Source organism: Paenibacillus sonchi (assembly GCF_016772475.1).
GTDB classification, from domain to species: Bacteria; Bacillota; Bacilli; order Paenibacillales; family Paenibacillaceae; genus Paenibacillus_AQ; species Paenibacillus_AQ sonchi.
Window position 1 is genome coordinate 1,691,317 of sequence record NZ_CP068595.1, and the last position, 17,429, is coordinate 1,708,745.

At 47.4% G+C, this 17,429-nt stretch carries 17 protein-coding genes and 2 pseudogenes; 5 read left to right on the forward strand and 14 right to left on the reverse strand.

Annotated elements, in window-relative coordinates:
- Positions 1-10 precede the first annotated feature (10 nt).
- The 7 genes and pseudogenes from ptsP to JI735_RS07800 form a co-directional block, all read right to left on the reverse strand.
- Positions 11-1,738: a phosphoenolpyruvate--protein phosphotransferase gene (ptsP, locus tag JI735_RS07770; RefSeq protein ID WP_202677294.1), complete on the reverse strand. Its 1,728-nt coding sequence runs from the start codon at positions 1,736-1,738 to the stop codon at positions 11-13.
- Positions 1,723-2,004 carry a phosphocarrier protein HPr gene (locus tag JI735_RS07775; RefSeq protein ID WP_039832144.1) on the reverse strand — a complete coding sequence of 94 codons (282 nt, stop codon included), beginning with the start codon at positions 2,002-2,004 and terminating at the stop codon, positions 1,723-1,725. The genes ptsP and JI735_RS07775 overlap by 16 nt, the downstream gene beginning before the upstream one ends.
- A 38-nt stretch (positions 2,005-2,042) precedes the next feature.
- Positions 2,043-2,684, reverse strand: coding sequence for a YczE/YyaS/YitT family protein (locus JI735_RS07780; RefSeq protein ID WP_039832143.1), 642 nt, complete (start codon positions 2,682-2,684; stop codon positions 2,043-2,045).
- Positions 2,681-4,119: pseudogene (locus tag JI735_RS07785) on the reverse strand (glycoside hydrolase family 1 protein). Before JI735_RS07785 ends, JI735_RS07780 begins: the two are co-directional and overlap by 4 nt.
- A gap of 28 nt (positions 4,120-4,147) precedes the next feature.
- A complete protein-coding gene (locus JI735_RS07790) occupies positions 4,148-4,495 on the reverse strand; it encodes a PTS lactose/cellobiose transporter subunit IIA (protein WP_039832141.1) in 348 nt (115 codons plus the stop codon).
- Between the two features lie 20 nt (positions 4,496-4,515).
- Positions 4,516-5,745 carry a PTS sugar transporter subunit IIC gene (locus JI735_RS07795; protein ID WP_039832140.1) on the reverse strand — a complete coding sequence of 410 codons (1,230 nt, stop codon included), beginning with the start codon at positions 5,743-5,745 and terminating at the stop codon, positions 4,516-4,518.
- Positions 5,746-5,760: 15 nt separating this feature from the next.
- Positions 5,761-6,087 (reverse strand): PTS sugar transporter subunit IIB, encoded by a 327-nt coding sequence (locus tag JI735_RS07800; RefSeq protein WP_039832139.1) that lies wholly within the window; start codon positions 6,085-6,087, stop codon positions 5,761-5,763.
- A gap of 138 nt (positions 6,088-6,225) precedes the next feature.
- On the opposite strand from JI735_RS07800, the gene JI735_RS07805 reads away from it, so the two are divergent.
- Entirely contained in the window at positions 6,226-8,133 is a 1,908-nt protein-coding gene (locus JI735_RS07805; protein WP_039832138.1) for a BglG family transcription antiterminator, read from the forward strand.
- Between the two features lie 248 nt (positions 8,134-8,381).
- Here JI735_RS07805 and JI735_RS07810 read toward each other — a convergent pair whose 3' ends face one another.
- A complete protein-coding gene (locus tag JI735_RS07810; protein ID WP_233185254.1) occupies positions 8,382-8,750 on the reverse strand; it encodes a MerR family transcriptional regulator in 369 nt (122 codons plus the stop codon).
- A gap of 90 nt (positions 8,751-8,840) precedes the next feature.
- On the opposite strand from JI735_RS07810, the pseudogene JI735_RS07815 reads away from it, so the two are divergent.
- A pseudogene (locus tag JI735_RS07815) lies at positions 8,841-9,550 on the forward strand (SDR family NAD(P)-dependent oxidoreductase).
- A gap of 135 nt (positions 9,551-9,685) precedes the next feature.
- Here the strand turns inward: JI735_RS07815 and JI735_RS07820 are convergent.
- The 3 genes from JI735_RS07820 to JI735_RS07830 all read right to left on the reverse strand — a co-directional run bounded on the left by JI735_RS07820 (position 9,686) and on the right by JI735_RS07830 (position 11,354).
- Entirely contained in the window at positions 9,686-10,396 is a 711-nt protein-coding gene (locus tag JI735_RS07820) for a DUF421 domain-containing protein (protein ID WP_039832135.1), read from the reverse strand.
- A gap of 96 nt (positions 10,397-10,492) precedes the next feature.
- Positions 10,493-10,999 carry an SRPBCC domain-containing protein gene (locus JI735_RS07825; protein WP_039832134.1) on the reverse strand — a complete coding sequence of 169 codons (507 nt, stop codon included), beginning with the start codon at positions 10,997-10,999 and terminating at the stop codon, positions 10,493-10,495.
- 31 nt (positions 11,000-11,030) lie between these two features.
- A complete protein-coding gene (locus tag JI735_RS07830) occupies positions 11,031-11,354 on the reverse strand; it encodes an ArsR/SmtB family transcription factor (protein ID WP_039832147.1) in 324 nt (107 codons plus the stop codon).
- A gap of 312 nt (positions 11,355-11,666) precedes the next feature.
- Here JI735_RS07830 and JI735_RS07835 point away from each other — a divergent pair, with 312 nt between their 5' ends.
- Together JI735_RS07835 and JI735_RS07840 are read left to right on the forward strand one after the other, a co-directional pair.
- A complete protein-coding gene (locus JI735_RS07835; protein ID WP_233476307.1) occupies positions 11,667-12,149 on the forward strand; it encodes a class I SAM-dependent methyltransferase in 483 nt (160 codons plus the stop codon).
- 163 nt (positions 12,150-12,312) lie between these two features.
- Positions 12,313-13,659, forward strand: a complete 1,347-nt coding sequence (locus JI735_RS07840) for a DUF2252 domain-containing protein (protein ID WP_039832132.1) — start codon at positions 12,313-12,315, stop codon at positions 13,657-13,659.
- A 66-nt stretch (positions 13,660-13,725) separates the two neighbouring features.
- Here the strand turns inward: JI735_RS07840 and JI735_RS07845 are convergent, their stop codons facing one another.
- The 3 genes from JI735_RS07845 to JI735_RS07850 all read right to left on the reverse strand — a co-directional run bounded on the left by JI735_RS07845 (position 13,726) and on the right by JI735_RS07850 (position 16,057).
- Positions 13,726-14,961, reverse strand: coding sequence for an Imm51 family immunity protein (locus JI735_RS07845; protein WP_233476308.1), 1,236 nt, complete (start codon positions 14,959-14,961; stop codon positions 13,726-13,728).
- Positions 14,934-15,443, reverse strand: coding sequence for a hypothetical protein (locus JI735_RS35445; protein ID WP_233476309.1), 510 nt, complete (start codon positions 15,441-15,443; stop codon positions 14,934-14,936). The genes JI735_RS07845 and JI735_RS35445 overlap by 28 nt, the downstream gene beginning before the upstream one ends.
- Positions 15,444-15,601: 158 nt before the next feature.
- The gene (locus JI735_RS07850) at positions 15,602-16,057 is read right to left on the reverse strand and encodes an Lrp/AsnC family transcriptional regulator (RefSeq protein WP_039832130.1); all 456 of its coding nucleotides are present in this window, start codon (positions 16,055-16,057) and stop codon (positions 15,602-15,604) included.
- Between the two features lie 178 nt (positions 16,058-16,235).
- On the opposite strand from JI735_RS07850, the gene JI735_RS07855 reads away from it, so the two are divergent.
- Positions 16,236-17,417: a serine hydrolase domain-containing protein gene (locus tag JI735_RS07855; RefSeq protein WP_202677624.1), complete on the forward strand. Its 1,182-nt coding sequence runs from the start codon at positions 16,236-16,238 to the stop codon at positions 17,415-17,417.
- The last annotated feature ends 12 nt before the right edge of the window (positions 17,418-17,429 follow it).

Consider the following 17,429-nt stretch of genomic DNA (forward strand, 5'->3'; position numbering starts at 1 on the left):
TCGAATCCGGCTACACCTGATGGATATAGAAGGTCTTTTTTACATACTCAATAACTTCTTCTGAAGTTTTCATAGATAGAACGGCCTCTTTAACGCTTGTTGCATGTTCATTTGTCAGCTCTTTGATTTGTGCACGTGCCGGAAGGATTGAGGTTGCACTCATGGAGAACTCATCAAGCCCTAAACTAACCAGGAGAGGAATGGCAATCGGGTCGCCTGCCATTTCTCCACACATCCCAACCCACTTTCCTTCTTTATGCGCCGCATCAATGACCATTGAAACCAGCCGTAAAATCGCTGGATTATAGGGTTGATACAAATAGGATACACGTTCATTCATACGATCGGCAGCCATGGTATATTGGATCAAATCATTGGTTCCAATGCTAAAGAAGTCAACCTCTTTGGCAAATTGATCCGCCATTACAGCTGTAGACGGAATTTCAACCATCATGCCGATTTCAATGTTATCCGCTGCTTTTACGCCACTGGCAGCAAGCTTTTCTTTTTCTTCCATAAGAATGGCTTTGGCTTCCCTGAATTCAGAAACTGTTGCAATCATAGGGAACATGATTTTCAGGTTTCCATAGCTGCCAGCACGTAATAATGCACGTAATTGTGTACGGAAAATATCCTGTTCCTCCAGGCATAAACGAATCGCTCTAAAGCCTAAAAACGGGTTCATTTCTTTCGGCAGATTTAAGTAGTGCAGCTCTTTATCTCCACCGATGTCCAGCGTACGGACAACAACCGGCTTTCCGTCCATTTTTTCAAGCACGGTTTTATAAGCATTAAATTGCTCTTCCTCTGTCGGAAGCCGGTCTCTGCCCATGTAAAGGAACTCCGTACGATACAGCCCTACCGCTTCTCCGCCATTGTCCAGCACCCCTTTAACATCAGCCGGTGTACCGATGTTTGCGGCCAGTTCGACATGCACGCCATCTTTAGTCACCGTCGGCTCATGAACTACATTCGCCCACTGTGCTCTCTGCGCTTCGTATTTTACTTTTTTCGTTTCATATAGAGCAATGACTTCTAATGACGGGTCAATGATGACTTCACCTTCCAAACCGTCAACAATGACCATCATCCCGTTTTCAATCATTGAAACAGCTTGTTTTGTACCTACGACAGCGGGGATTTCCATGGAGCGGGCCATGATCGCCGAATGGGAAGTGCGGCCCCCGATGTCTGTCGTAAAGCCTTTCACATATCGGCGGTTTAGCTGCGCAGTATCTGAAGGGGTTAAGTCCACGGCGATGATAACGACTTCTTCGGAAATCAAGCTGGGATCGGGAATTTGGACCCCTAGTAAATGCGCGGTCACACGTTTCGTTACATCACGGATGTCTTTTGCGCGTTCCCTCATATATTCGTTTTCCATGGATTCCAACATTGAAACAAACTTATCAGCCGATTCTTTCAATGCAAATTCAGCATTTACTCCTTCGGTACTAATATTATCGACAACCGGATTTAATAGTTCCGGGTCATTTAAAACCAATAACTGAGCAATGAGAATTTCCGCTTTATCAGCACCCAGCTCACGGTTTACGTGTTCTATAATTTTTTCAAGTTCTGTTTTTGACTGGATGATTGCTTGCTTTAATCGCTGTTTCTCAGCTTCCTTATCATTGACATTCTTCTTTACGATTTGAAGTTCCGGCTCCTCCAGACGGTATGCTTTGGCGATCGCTATACCGGCTGAGGCACCGATTCCTTTCAAATGATTTCGCATGGTTCGCCGAGCCCTTCCTTTTTCAAAGCTTCTTCAATCCCTTGGATCGCCTCATCCGCATCGGAACCAGCCGCAGCAATTTGAATTTGAGCTCCTTGCGGAACCCCCAAAGACATCACGCCCACAATCGATTTCAGGTTAACGGTCCGGCCGTTATATTCGATGTTCATCTCCGTATTATATTTGCTTGCAGCTTGAACTAAGATTGACGCCGGACGCGTGTGTATTCCCAACTCATCAATTACAGTAAATGTTTTTTTCACCATAGTTTCCGTCTCCTCTTTCTATACAACTCATCACTTTTTTAACTCAACTTATATATTCTTCTAAATTTAAATAGCATTTTTCCGAGCAGTACAGTTCCCGGCCCCGTTAACGCAAAGGCGATCACCGTTCCGATCCCCACGATCCCGCCGAACAAGAATCCACTGCTTAAAAAGACGGCATCTGCGCCGATTCTGCCGAAAGCATACCTCAATCCGAATTTTGACTCCATATATCGCAAAACAGCGTCTATGGCATACATGCCGTTGCCAAAATTCATCAACAATACATAAGTGATGGAGAAACAAAAGTTAGCCAGGATGACAATGACTATTTTTGTGAATAGCGATAAATCCGTCAGCTCCATATTGGCAATAAACGGATGAATCCAGTTAATCAAGGGCCCGACCAAAAAGGAATACATGACGGATGAAAAACCGATCGATTTTCGATTCAGCAATAGACCCGCAGCCAGAAAAACAATGCTTATGCAAAAGCTTGCAAGACCGACACTAACTCCGAGACTTTTATGCAATCCATCCAACAAAACCGTTAAGGTATCGGACCCTATATTGCACTCGATAAATAAATTAACGGCTAGAGCGCTTAACGCCGTGGCGACGACCACAACCAGCAATCGTCCGCCAAATTTCCTTAGGGCCGGGAATTTGCGCAACCTCAATCTAAGTTTTCTCCATTGGAAGCGATCACTTTTTGCATCCAAGAAAAACTGTCTTTTTTGAGACGCTTTTTACTACCGTTGCCGTGATCATCCTGGTCGACGTAAATAAATCCGTAGCGTTTGCTCATTTCCGAGGAAGAACAGCTAATAATATCAATTGGGCCCCAAGCATAATAACCTCTTAAATCCACCCCGTCTTTAATGGCCTCTTTCATTTGCTCAATATGGGCCCGGTAATAGTCAACCCGGTAGGGATCATGGATGGAACCGTCTTCTTCCAAGGTGTCATGGTAACCGATCCCGTTTTCCGTGATATAAATAGGGCACTGATACCGGTCATAAAACAGGTTGAGAAAAGTGCGCAGACCGATCGGATCAATCGTCCATCCCCAAGGGTTGGCCGGAAGCTCGGTATTGCGGTAAGGTCCCGTTTTGTTTTTCATGCTTTCCGCATCGTAAATGCGGGTATAGTAGTAGGAGAAGGACATAAAGTCCGCCGTATTTTTCAGTGCCTCTTCATCGCCCTCTGCAAATTCGACAGTGATGTTATTGTCGGCGAAATAACGGAAAGCATAACCCGGATAATATCCGCGAAGCAGAATATCGGAGAAAAAGTACTCCATTTGATTTCTGCGCACGGTGGCAAAGATGTCTTCCGGCCGGCAGGTAGCCGGATAAGCCGGTCCCCCACACAGCATCATCCCGATTTGCAAATTTGGATCCAGACTTTTGGCATATTTCGTGATCAGGCCGCAGGCAACAAACTCATGATGCAAGGCTTGGTATTTGGCGGAGGCCAAATCCTCCACCACATCCTCCGCAATGCCCAGGTGGTTGAAGGATTCATGATCAATCAAATTGATTTGATTAACAATAATCCAATATTTCACTTTTTTATGATACCGGTCAAAAACCACTTGGCCGAAGCGGACAAATAAATCTATCAACTCTCTGGAGTACCACCCTTTATAAGCCGTTGTTAAATGAAGCGGCATTTCATAATGGGACAGGGTGAGCATCGGCTCCATGCCGTTCGCTATAATCTCGTCGATCAGGTCATCATAAAATTTCAAGCCTGCTTCATTAGGCTGAGCTTCGTCGCCATTCGGAAAAATTCTTGTCCAGTTAATCGAGGTGCGGAAGGTTTTGAGTCCCAGTTCCCCTAACATTTTCAAGTCTTCTTTATAGGTGTGATAGAAATCAATTCCCCAACGTTTCGGGAAAATCCGGCCTTCGCTTTTAATGGCTTCTTTAATATAGTCCGTAGTCAGCTCCAAATTCGACTTCTTATCTAAAGGAATGCCATCCAAATATTCATTAATATCTGCTACGCTTAAGCCTTTTCCGTCCACATTGTAAGCACCTTCGAGTTGATTGGCGGCAACGGCTCCCCCCATAAAAAATCAGAGGGGAATCCTGTTGGAATGGTCTTCATTTTATTACTTCCTTTCATTATTTATTGATTATTTATTGATCATTTCCAGTTGGGTCAGTCTGTGATTAACGCTCTCGAAAATATCAATTAACCGCTTGGCAATATTAATTTCACTATAAATTGTCATTAACGTGTCTTGCGCATGGGCAAATAAAACGGAGTACTCACCTTTTGCTCCTTCGGTTTCTTTTTGGATGCAATTCGTTTGCACGCGATGAGCGATGACAATTTCCGCGTTGGCTAATTTCATCTTCTCCTTAGCCCCGGCAAAGTCGCTTTTTTCAATATCTTTAAGCGCATCCGTACAATGCTTTCTTGCTTCCCCTGCGTGCAAAATGATTTGCATCGCATCTTGAGCCACTTCTTCAGAAGTCATAATAAAGTCTCCTTAATAGATTAATTAGCTTGCGGCAATTCTTTTTCAAGTTCTTGTTTTTCATAGGTTTTGAAAAATGGATACCAAATCAGTGTAGCTACCGCGACGCAGATAAGCATCAAAATAATACCTGTGACAGTCCCTGTCGTAATCCACGTGGAGATCGGAAAAGGAACATACCACAGATCGAAGATCACTTTCGGGGTGGAGCCGAAAGGAATGACTTTCGTCCCTATCCAAACGAGCGCTGGCAAGATGATCCCTAAAATCCACATCGGCAGCATCAATAAGGGGTTCCATACGATCGAACCGAATACCAAAGGCTCGTTGATATTAAAGATGGAGGGTATAAAGCTTGCCCGGCCCAGCGCTTTTAGCTTGGTGCTTTTAGAGAACGCATGCATAATAACCAGGGGCAACGTACAGCCCACACCGCCTACAAACAAATATGCGGAAAAAATGGTTTCAGACGTTACGAGATTATGCGCCCCCATGGTTGCATTTGCTGTGATGGCTGCCAGAAAAATCGGTTTGGTGACCGGGGTTAACACCCAACTGGATATTCCCATCGAATATAGGAAACAGTAAATAAATATAATCAGCATGAATCCCCAAGGCGTCTCCACCACATTGGCCAACGGCATAAAGATATTTAAAATGATGTTGTATATATCAATATGAACGATATCGACCAACAGCCAGGCTGTAACCAAAGTGATTCCGATGGGGAGCATGGAATCAAACCAGGCTCTGACAAAGTCCGGGATGACGGAATCCTCTTTGAAAAATGAGAATTTTCCGAACAGACTCATAATATATCCGGTGAAAAGAGCGGCGATGATGGCAACGAACATGCCTCCGCTTCCCAATGAACTATGCGAAAAACCGACTGCACCGTCTTTGACAACCTGAGGAGTAATGATCATCAGAAATACAATCAAACTGGTGCATCCAGCGATAAAGCGCTGCTTTCTTAACTTCTTTTTCTCCATCAAATTAAACGGAATCAGGAAGGAAATCAACAGCGAAAGCATTCCCATCGTCCATCCAAACAGAACCCAAAAATTGGGGTAATTTTTGATCTGATAGACATCGCCGGGGATGGTGAGCAGGCAAAATACCGATCCCAGAAGAATGAAAGGCAATAGTTGCATGACCGAATCCTTGAGCGTAATGATCCATACATTGTTATTGACTTTATTCATCTTCGGAGAAAAGTCGTTTTTCAGCCATTCCATTAATTTATTCATTGTTCTTATCCCCTTTTAGCTGTTCAATTCACTCAGCAAATCATCCAAGGCTGCTTCCCCATCCAACGTGGAATAGTAAGAGGGCTTCATTAAGAGCACTTTGACATCGGTATCTTTGGTAAGTTCCTCGATGTCATCCATAATATACGCCAAGTGGGGGCCGACCAATAAAGCATCGATATCATCGATGTAATTTTCGATTTCCGCTTCCCCTCTGGCCTTGATCTCCATATTCAGGTTTCTCTTTTTAGCGGCCTTGCGAAGATTGGCAGCCATAAAACCGGAACTTGCTCCGGATCCGCAAACTAACAACACGTTTAACGTTTCTTTTATATTTCCCATGGTAATCCTCCTAGCCTTTATTTATAATGATTTGACAGCGCTATCTTTGTTACAACCAAACTATAATACAAACCCTAAAACGGTCTCAAATAAAAAACTACACTACTATGGTGCAACATTTTAAGGGAGGAATAATTCATGAAAACGCAGTATATTGATTTAATTAAATATTTAAGCACATATCATAATGAATGGCTTTCATCACAAGATTTAGCAGATAAATACGGCGTTTCTAAACGTACCGTCAAATCTTATATAAGTGAGATCAATAATATTCATCAAGGATTAATCATATCTTCCAATAGAGGATATAAAGTCGATACTGATAAAATAAATACATTTCTAACAAACGAAAAAAAAGCAATTCCTCAAACCCAATCTGAAAGAATCGCTTATATTCTGAAAAAGCTGGTACACACTAATGAGCCCATTCTTATCTATGATTTAAGCGACGCACTTTTTATCAGCGATTCGACGCTTAGACTTGATTTAAAACTTATCAAAGAAAAACTTGCCAAAAATAACTTGGAATTGCAGTTGATCAAGGATTATATTGGGTTGCAAGGAAAAGAAAAAGACAAGCGCAAGCTAATGAGCAGTATCTTGTACGAAGAGGCCAACGGAAGTTTTATTGACATTGATAAAATCAAAGGATTTTATAAAGAGCTAGATATCGATTACATTCGGAAAGTCGTGGTTGAAACCTTTTCTGCCCATCACTTTTTTACCAATGATTTTTATCTAACCAATGTGATTATCCACATCACCATTGCCTTAGATAGAATGAAGCATGATTTTCAGTTTTTAAATAAAACCTTGAATTACAATATAGACAACACCGCATATTTAATAGCTAAAGGAATAGCCTCTAAATTAGAATCCTATTTTCATATCCAATATTCAGAAGAAGAAATAACGGATTTGGCTCTCTTAATTTCGAGTAACGGAACTAATGTTAACTTTACGCAAATTGAAGTAAGCGACCTGGAAAACATTGCCGGTAAAGATTGTATTGATTTGGTAAGTGAAATAGCCGTTGACCTGGATAAGTATTACTATATCAGTATCGCCGATTCTGATTTTATTACTCGTTTTACACTACATGTAAAAAACCTTTTAATGAGATTAAAAAATCATCATTCAACGAAAAATCCATTAACGAACACGATCAAAAGAGAATGCCCGCTCATTTATGATTGCGCTGTTCATGCTTCACATGTGATTAAAGAACGAACCGGTTATATCATTAGCGATGATGAAATTGCTTATTTAGCTTTTCACCTGGGGTATGCCATTGAATTGCAACGGCAATCGAACGTAAAAATCTCGTGCACAGTGCTGTTTCCGCTTTACTACAATATGAATGTGCAGATCATCAATAAATTACAGCAGTATTTTGGCGATGATATTTCGATTCATTCGATTGTAACGGATGAGAGCGATTTGAATCATGCAACAAGTGATTTTATTATTTCTTCCACCCAATTGCATAAGATTCCGGAAGTGCCCTATGTCGTGATTACCCCATTTTTTATCGAAAGCGACCGGGAAAAAGTATCGGACAAAATATTTGAATTAAAAGAACAGAAAAAGAAAAATCAATTTAAGATCAATATCAAATCTTTCTTAGACGAAAGACATTTTTGCAACTCCACAAAACTGTCTGATAAAGAAGGCGTTTTACGTTTTATATGTCAAATTATGAATCAAGACGGTTATACGGACGATGATTTCTTTTGCAAAATTATGGAACGGGAAGCCATGTCATCTACTGCGTTCGGACACGTTGCTATTCCTCATGCGATAAAAATGGACTCCCGCAAAACAGGTATGTTCATTTATTTGAATCCAAATGGAATTCAATGGGATACTTCTACCGTGAAAATTGTATTATTACTCACCGTAAGCGGAGAGGATCGAAAAATATTCCGCGATGTCTTCGATGCTTTTGCGACCATATTAACGGATGATAAAAATGTTAATCTGTTATCTTCTATTCATAGCTTCGATGATTTTATCAATAAATTAACCGCTTGCTGGGAATAAATCTATCTATATAGGAATTGGATTCACTTTCTGTGTGATTGCACTTTGTACAATAGAAAGCTAAGATTCTTGCGGCGAATCGCATTCTGCTGCAGTTCGTGCAGTAGATTTCTTGATTTGGAGCCAAAAGCGACTTTTTCGCCCGATTCTGCTGTACAGAGTGCAACAGATTCCATTTTCCCGCTGATTTAAGGATCATCTGTTGCAGAAAGTGCAATTGAATGCTGGCTTTAGCCCAGTCCGAGCTTTTAATAATTCTCCCCGCGATAATAGCGCTCAAGCTTGTGCTCCAAGTGGACGAGTTGGGCCTTTTTCTTGTCTATATCGTCCAGCAGGGCTTGTTTCTGGTCCTGGATGAGCTTGATTCTCTCCGGCAAGGTGGATGTTCCGGCTTTGACCATGTCGTAGTACTTCTTAATCTCCTCAACACTCATTCCGGTTTCACGCAGACACCTAAGAAAAATCAGCCAATTAATCTCGTCATCGGTATACAGCCGATTGTTCTGTTCGTTGCGGACAACCGGATCGAGCAGACCCTTTCTCTCATAAAAACGGATTGCCCCTATGTTGAGCCCTACTTTTGCGGCGACTTGTCCTATCGTAAAAATGATGATCACTTCCTGACATTTAGTGTTGACCTACACTTAGTGTAGCATAGTAAGCTACGAATTGTAGATAGATACTATTCCGCAGAAAGAAGGATAACCATGACAAAAATTGCTTTGGTAACGGGTGCGAATAAAGGGATTGGATTCGAAATCGCCAGACAGCTTGGTGAAGCGGGCTGGAAAGTATTGCTTGGCGCACGCAGCATCGAACGGGGGAAGCAGCAGTTGCTGAATTAACCAGCCAAGGATTGGATGTGGAGTTCCTGCAGATTGACATGACAAGTCTGGAGAGTATTGAACAGGCAGCGGGTACCCTCCGGAACAACTACCCCGGGTTAACACTTTTAATTAACAATGCAGGTATGCCGGGCGCTTTCTCCAGCTCGTTCAGCAATACTCAGGAAGAGCATTTGCGGGAGGCCTTTGAAGTGAACTTCTTCGGAACCTTCCGCTTGAATCAGCGTCTTCTCCCTTTAATTACAGAAAATGAAGGAACGATTGTGAACGTCTCCACCGATATGGCGTCACTGCACTTTATGCACAATGCGGAACACGCGCTGAATGCGTTCGACTACAATTCCTCCAAAACGGCAAACAATGCGATGACGGTAGCCATGGCCATAGAATTAAAAAACAGCAAAGCTCAGGTATTCGCCGTAACTCCGGGGTTTACGAAGACTGACTTAAACGGCAATGCTGAAGGCGGAAAATCCAAAGAAGCCGGGGCAGCGATTATTGTGGGCTACGCTACGGATGGTAAACGCCACAACGGGGAGTTTTTGGATATTAACGGGGTTTACGCGTGGTAAAACAGAACCGCCGCAACCGGCTCCTGCATCTACATTACAGGGCTGCCAAAAAACCGGGGAAGCCTGTGCTTCCCCGGTTTGTATTGCTGCGCCAGCTGCAAGACTTATTCCGGTTTCCGCTTAACGCTCCCATGGCTACTCCCGATCCAGCGGCTGCTGCAGCCCGTCCTCGTAGAAATCGAACACGAGCTGCTGCTGCGTGCCTTTTACCGCATAGAATACATCTGCCAGCGTCTTCCCCTTCTGCTTCTTGTCCAGCTCCTTCTCCAGCCACTCCCGGGTCAGGCCGTGCTGCTTGAGATTGTCCTCCACCAGCTTGCCGTCCATAATCAGCTCCACGGGAAAAACCTGCGGTTTCAGCACCAGCCCCAGATCCTGCTTCGTGACGGACTGGTACGCTTCCTTCTTGAGAACAGAAACCTGTCCGTTATCCTCAAGCACGGCATAATCAACCTCTTCAATATTAAAAATCTCCTTCTTCCTCAGCGCCTGGTCCAGCGAATCCATGGTATAGCGGATCTTCCGCATGTTGGCTTCCATGATTTTGCCTTCCTCGATCAGGACCGTGGGAGAACCGGAAATCCAGCTGCGCAGGCGGCGGCTTTTGAGGGCAATGAAGGAGAGCAGGAACGAGGTAGCCGTTATAACAACAATGGACAGGACAAGATAGGTGAATTTCAGACTGACATTGAACGCCAGATTTGCCGCCAGGGAGCCAAGCGTAATACTGATCACGAAATCGTTGGACGTCATATTGGAAAGGGTCTGCTTGCCTAGTATTCTGGGAATCAGCAACAGCAGGCCCACCGATAGAATGGTTCTCATGAGAATCTCTGCATAGTTCATTTTCCCGCCTCCTCCCCACCATTATTTCCAAACGGGTTCAAAAGAAACGGGAGCCGGGGAATCCCCGGGAGGAAATTCATTTCGAGTTGCTCTTGCCTATTTAATCGACTGTAAATGTTCTTCGAGGCGGTCCCAGGTTTCGGTAATGCCTTGCTCCATACCCATATCCAGTACCGTCTTGAGCGCTTCAGCCGAGTCATATTTCGAACGGCTTACCAGCTTTGTTTTCCCGTCATATTCTTCGAAGAGCATCGTAACCAGTGTGGACGGCATGCCTTCGGCTTCATTGCCTTCCGCATCCGAGAAGTAATCGGTGTAGACGACTTTCTCCCCGTCAACAATTTCATGGTAGACCCCTTTGCCCCAGGACTCCATTCCGAAGAAGTCCCCCTGCTTCTCGTCGACACACTTCATACAGTAATGCCAAATGCCGCCCGGACGAAAATCTACGGTGCAAACGGGAACAATCCAGCCGCGCGGGCCCCACCACTGCTTCAAATGCTCCGCCTCGGAGAATACTTTGAATACAAGCTCGCGGGGTGCATCGAATACACGTTCAAGAACCAGCTCAAGGCCTTCTACTCTGGAAATCATTTTGGACATTTCAATTCCCTCCTGTAAGTAACGTTCATTGTTATTCCGTGTCTTTGGATTGCAGGTACCGCAGGTACTCATCCAGATTGTCGAAACGTTCATTCCACATTTTCCGGTAGGCTTCAAGCCATGCATCCAGTGCCTGCAGCGGCTCCGTCCGCAGCCTGTAATTCCGCCGGTTAGCGGCTGCCTCTACCTCAACCAGTCCGGCCTCCAGCAGGACGCGCAGATGCTTCGAAGCCTGGGGCTGGCGGAGCCCAAGTTGTTCGGCAATCTCGCCTACACTCAGAGGTCCGTTCTTCAGCACTTCCACCATCCGCAAGCGGGTGGGTTCGGCTAACGCGCTAAATGTCATTGTGTCCATCATTCTGATGTTCCTTTAGTGAAGCATTAGATTATTGTTTGGGTACACCAGTAATATACCCCAATAGGAATATTCCTGTCAAGGAATATTTAAAAATTACTTATCCAGTTGAAAGTCGCACCATTTAAGTATACTAATTCCACTATACTAGCCGGCAACACTCTGCTGCGGGGTTTCCATGTAACAGAAAGACTTTGCAGGAAGGTTAGAGTTTGCTGAGAACACTTATGCTGGTGATGCAGCCGCAGGGGATTTATAATAACAGAAACATTGAAATTCTGTTCATAGAGTGTAAAGAGAGGAACGGATTACATGCTCATCCTCCAAATCATTACCTGGCTTCTGGCACTTGCCGTACTCCTGTCTGTGATGTGGATCGTCGTAGACACCTGGAGGAACGGGATCTCCCCGATGCCCGCCTCGAAGGCTGCAAGGCTGGCGGTTGCCGGAGAGGTGAACCGGGTGCCCGGCTATGGCACGATTGTCGAAGCGGGGTCCGGCTGGGGCACATTGGGGCTGGATATTATCCGGCATTGTCCGGGCAAAAGATTAACCGGCATTGAGAATTCAAGCCTCCCCTTGTGGGGCTCGCAGCTGCTAGCGCTGATTGCAGCGCGGCTCCCACATACAAGGAACAGCGGGGAACCGCTTCAAGGCCGGCTCCGTTTCATCCGGGGCAATATCTACCGCGGCTCGTACGCCGATGCCGATATGGTCATCTGCTATTTGTTCCCCCGCGCGATGGAGCGGCTGGCAGTTAAGTTCAGGCAGGAGCTTCCCCCGGGGCGGTGGTAATCAGTGTTTTTTTCGCCCTGCCGGATATGCAGCCGGTCCGCACAGTCACCTGCAGAGATACGCTGCAAACCAAGTTGTATGTGTATTCATTTTAAAAATAAAACAAACGCCATGATTTTATTCTTATCCCATCTTTATTCCATCACGGCATAGGAGGCTTCACATGATCGACAAGTCCATTACCGAAGGCGTCATCCGCACCCGCACCAAACTGCGCAAGGATCTGCTGATCTCTATCTTCGATGAATTCGACGGCAGCATTATGGGGCTCAGCCCGGAGAAACGGGCGGAGAAATATTTGAAAATGTCGCAGAACGCTTTTTCCTTTTACCGGGGCAGTGCGTACTTATTCTATTTCGATACAACCCGCCAGTATTTCCCGTACCACACCGCAGAGGACCGGCCTACCTGGATTCAGGGAGATTTGCACTTCGAGAACTTCGGCGCGATCCGCAGCAGTGACGGGGAGATCGTCTATGATGTCAATGATTTCGATGAGGGCTATGTGGGTTCTTATCTCTACGATCTTCTGCGCATGGCGGGCAGTATCGCTCTGGTGGGCAGACAGCTCGGTTACGGTGAAGCTGAACAGCTAAGCTGTATTGAGCGCTTCGTACAGGCCTATGCCAGACAGATCCGCCGGTTCGCGCAGGGCAAGGACAACCCCGCCACTTATGTGATGGATGAGGGAAGGGCCAAAGGTCCGGTGAAAAAGCTCCTCCGCAAGCTGGAGAAACGCAGACAGGCACATTTTCTGGAGAAGGTTACGGCTCAAATGCAGACTGGCCGGGTGTTTCTGGAAAATTCCGAGCTGGCCGTCCCGGGGCAGGCCGAACAGTCCCTTCTGGAGAGCGCCTGGGCATTCTATATACAGACCATCACTTCCCGCAGCCAGGACGAGAATCACTACCGGATGAAGGACATTGCCGTCAAGCATGGCTCAGGAACCGCCTCCATTGGGCTGGACCGCTATTACATCCTCATTGAGGGTGGACAGGAGCAAGAGGATACAGACGATACAGTTCTTGAGGTAAAAGAGGTCCGGGTGCCGGTGCCGGCTTATTTCATGCCCTATTCCGAATCCTTCTGGCAGTATTTTGGACATCAGGGGAAGCGTGTTACAGCGACACAGCAGGCCATGCACCACAAGGCCGATCCATATCTGGGTTTTCTTACGCTGGAGGGAAGACATTTTTATGTGAGAGAACGTTCGCCTTATAAAAAAAGACTGAAGCTGAAAGACATCTCCAGTCCAGAGGATATGAACCGGGTACTTGAGGGGATGGGCTGCCTGACCGCCAAAATGCATGCCCGGGCCGATATAGATGTAGACCAGGGGATTCTTCCTTATCATAGCGAGGAGGAAATCGCCAAGGCCATGGGACAGGACCCGGATGCTTTTGCCCGTTATCTCTCCCGGTGGGCTTATGGGTATGCCGATCAGGTGGAGAAGGATTTTGTTGTGTTCACGGAATGGGTAAGCAGAAATGGCAGTGCCGTCCTTGCATAAGGACGGCACTGTTTCAGTCGAAGAAGACAGATAATAGGCGGCCAAAGCCCGGCCACAGGGGAATTATCAGTCCAGCTCAGCGCGGGAGAACAGGTCCCGGATCAGGGACTCATCTTCGCAGGCTTTTTTGAACCCGGCGGCAAATTTAAGGATAGCTTCCCTATTGCCGGAGTATGCGCAGAACATATCGGCTTCCGGGTCAAAATGAACGGTCTCTGCCAGCTCCGGCATTTGCTCTTCCAGATATACGGCCGCCAGGGAGGCCCAGTCGTAGCCGTTGCCTTCGAAGCCTTCTTCTGCCCGGGACTCGAACAGATCGGCCAAGTAGGTGCCCACATTCAGAATGACGGACATTCCGCCATTCTCCTGCTCCACCAGGATGAACGGGGCAACATTTCCGGCAGCGGGCACGGCAACGTTCTTCAGCTTGTGCAGCAGTTCCTCTTTGGCCTCGTCCGTGAAGGCAAGCGCGCCACCCCGTTCTACGATCATTCCCGACCGGATGCGGTCATCCAGCCAATCGGAAATGAACGCCGGCGCATAGCCGCCAGTTCCGAATTCGCCGCCGAACGCGATCATTTTGGAATAGGCCTCCAGGTATTCTCCACGGTTCGTATCCGGGTAAGCTTTGGTGTATAGCCAGAACTGCACATCGTACATCAACGTAGACCGCTCATCAGCATGGAGAGAAAAATGCCCTTTTTCTTCAACAATAGCCGTACAGATCTTGCGGATTATGCCCTCGATGTTCTCTATCTCCGTGACTTTGCCGCACAGCTCCGCAAGCAGGGGAGAGAAGGCCCCATGAGCTACCTTTCGCAGATCGTCCGCCTTGTCCTCCTCGGACGTATCGAAGACCTCTTCGTTCACCAGCCCGCGTACAAAGCTCTCGAAGTCTTTGGCGAGAAAGGTGATCTCGTAATCGGCTTCCTGATCCACGTGGATCACTGCCGGTTCCCCTTCCCTGCCGCAGGCCCGGTAATCCAGCATAATCACATCATGTCCTGCGGACGGGCAGTCCCCGAACACCACGCCAATATCGGGATATCCCCATTCTTCAATCATGAACCGGCTGCCTAAATCTCCGCACAGCGAATAGGTCTTCTCCCGTCCAATACCCATAATGCCTGTAATGGCCACATGGTCTTCGGCCCAAGAGGTGCCTTCCTCCGTAGGGAAACAGGTGTCACGGGGAACGCCCCCGTTATGCTGCTTCATCATCTCAATATAAAAAGCCGGCAGCTTATACCCCAGCTCCTGCTCCACAGAGGCAATCAGCTCGTCCGTGGGCGGCTCGGACACATACGACTCCAGCGCATAGTCGCTATCCTCCCAGAAGTCAACGAACTCCCGGGATCAAAGCGCCCACCGCCGGAACGTCCTCCACCGCTGGACTGCGCAGCCGCAAAACGCTGCTGTTCCCGCGCCTCCCGCCCGGCCGCCCGGCGGCTCCAGTCAAGCAGCTGAAGAACCGCCTCATCTCCAGGCTCCAGCTCATCGGCAAGCTCAAATTCGCGGACGGCCTGATCGTATTGCTTCAGATAGTAATAGGCATACCCCACCCGGTAGTGCCAGATGGGGTCCTGCCTCCCTTGCTCCGCAATGCCCAGCAGCTGTTCCAGCGCTTCGTTGTAGCGGTCCAGATTGTTCAGCGCCCTGCCGAGATGGCCAATGAGCACATAATCCCTGTCCGGTTCGGGAATGTCCGTAATGGCTTCTACGATTTTGGCAAATTCATCTTCTTCATGCCACCGCGCCAACTGCTCCAGCAAATTTTCTTCCACTATGTATGTACCTCCTTAAGCATTTATTCTTTATTCCCCTTTAAAGGGAGGAGTTAAACATTTCCATTCGGTCAGGTCCGCCCATTGCTTTGTAAAGCGCCTGCTTCCTGTACTCCCTTCGTACAAGTTGGCTTCGGAAGCATACCCTTTGTTTTCTACTAGAGCAGGTTTGTGCTTGCTCCTTCCAGCGAAGGAATAAGATATTTATGATCAATGGGCGATGACATCACAATTAGAATGGTATAGTTCCCGTATTTATCGCATTCATTGCCGAACTGCTCCAAGGCTTGTGTGGAATCGGCCATTACTTTTAACAGGTAGTTGTGCTCTCCACTGATCCGGTAACATTCAACGACCTCCGGAGAGGAGCGGCAGAAATCCATGAAGGCGGTACATTCTCTGGAGTGGAACAGCATATAGGCAGCCGCATGTTTTCCAATCTTTTCAGGTGAGATTATGGTACGATACCCGCTGATCACCCCGTTTTCCTCCATACGTCTAACCCTTTCCGTCACTGCCGGTTGTGATAGGCCCACACATTTCCCGAGTTCCGTCATAGATATTCTCGCTTGGCTCTGAAGATGAAACAGAATCTGCTTATCCGTATGGTCCATCCCATTCAACTCCTTTAATTTTAAGGGACTTTGTGCAAACCGCCTTGTTTTTAACCTCCGAACGGCAGTTATAGCTTTAGTACCTTATGTAAGGCTGTTAACTAATTTTATATAATATACTTACAATAGTAAAGCAATTACTGCTTTAACTATAACGAAAGGATGATCACTGTTGAGTATATTGTATTCGAACACGATTAACCCAGACCGCCTCCCGGAACGCATTGATAAAGTAATTGACCAGACGCTTACCGACAAGCGCCTGGCTGGAGCTGTCATCAAGGTGGCGGTAGATGGGGAGCTCATATATAGCCGGGCCGCCGGCTTTGCCAACCGCGAACTGAACCAGCCCATGCGGGAGGATGCCTTATTCCGGCTCGCATCGGTTTCCAAACCCATTACCTCTACAGCTGCTCTGGTGCTAGTGGCCCAAGGCCGCTTGCAGCTTGATGACCGGGTGGACCGCTGGCTGCCCGAGTTTCAACCACGTCTGAAGAACGGCGAGCGCGCAGTAATCACGATCCGTCACTTAATGACGCATACCGCTGGTCTGACCTACCGTTTCTTTCAGGAAGAGGGCTGCTCCTATGAGCAGGCCGGGGTATCCGATGGCATGGACCAGACCGGCATCACGCTGGATGAGAACCTGCGGCGGATCGCCTCAGCCCCGCTGCTCTATACGCCAGGCACCCAGTGGAGATATTCTATCGCAACAGATGTGCTGGGGGCTGTGATCGCAAGGGTTACCGGGACCACGCTCAGCGAAGCCATAGATGCACTCGTGACCCGTCCACTCGGCATGAAGGACACCGGCTTCCTTGCAGTGGACCCGCAGCGGCTGGCCACCGCTTACGCTGATGACGTTCCGGGTCTGCGGCCTTTGCACAATCCGGACAGCCTTGCATTTATGGAGGGTACAGCAGGCTTCCGGCTTTCCCCTGGACGGGCGCTCGACCCTGCCGCCTATCATTCCGGGGGAGCCGGTATGGTCGGCAGTACCGGAGACTTTCTGAAGCTGCTGGAAACCTTGCGCGAGGGAGGAGCGCCTCTGCTGCCGGAACCTCTGGTCCGCGAAATGACCACCAATCAGATTGGGGATCTGCACATGCCCTTCTGGCCAGGACGAGGTTTTGGCCTGGGGATTACGGTGCTGAAAGACCCTGTTGCAGCAGACACTGCGGAATCGCCTGGCACATGGCGCATGGGGGGCACCTATGGGCATTCGTGGTTCGTCGATCCGGAGCAGCGGCTAAGCGTGGCAGCCTTCACCAACACCGCATTGGAGGGGATGTCAGGCCCGTTTACCATTGACCTTTGCAACGCCGTCTACGGCAGATTGAGCAATAAATACTATCATTAGAGAGGTGTACAA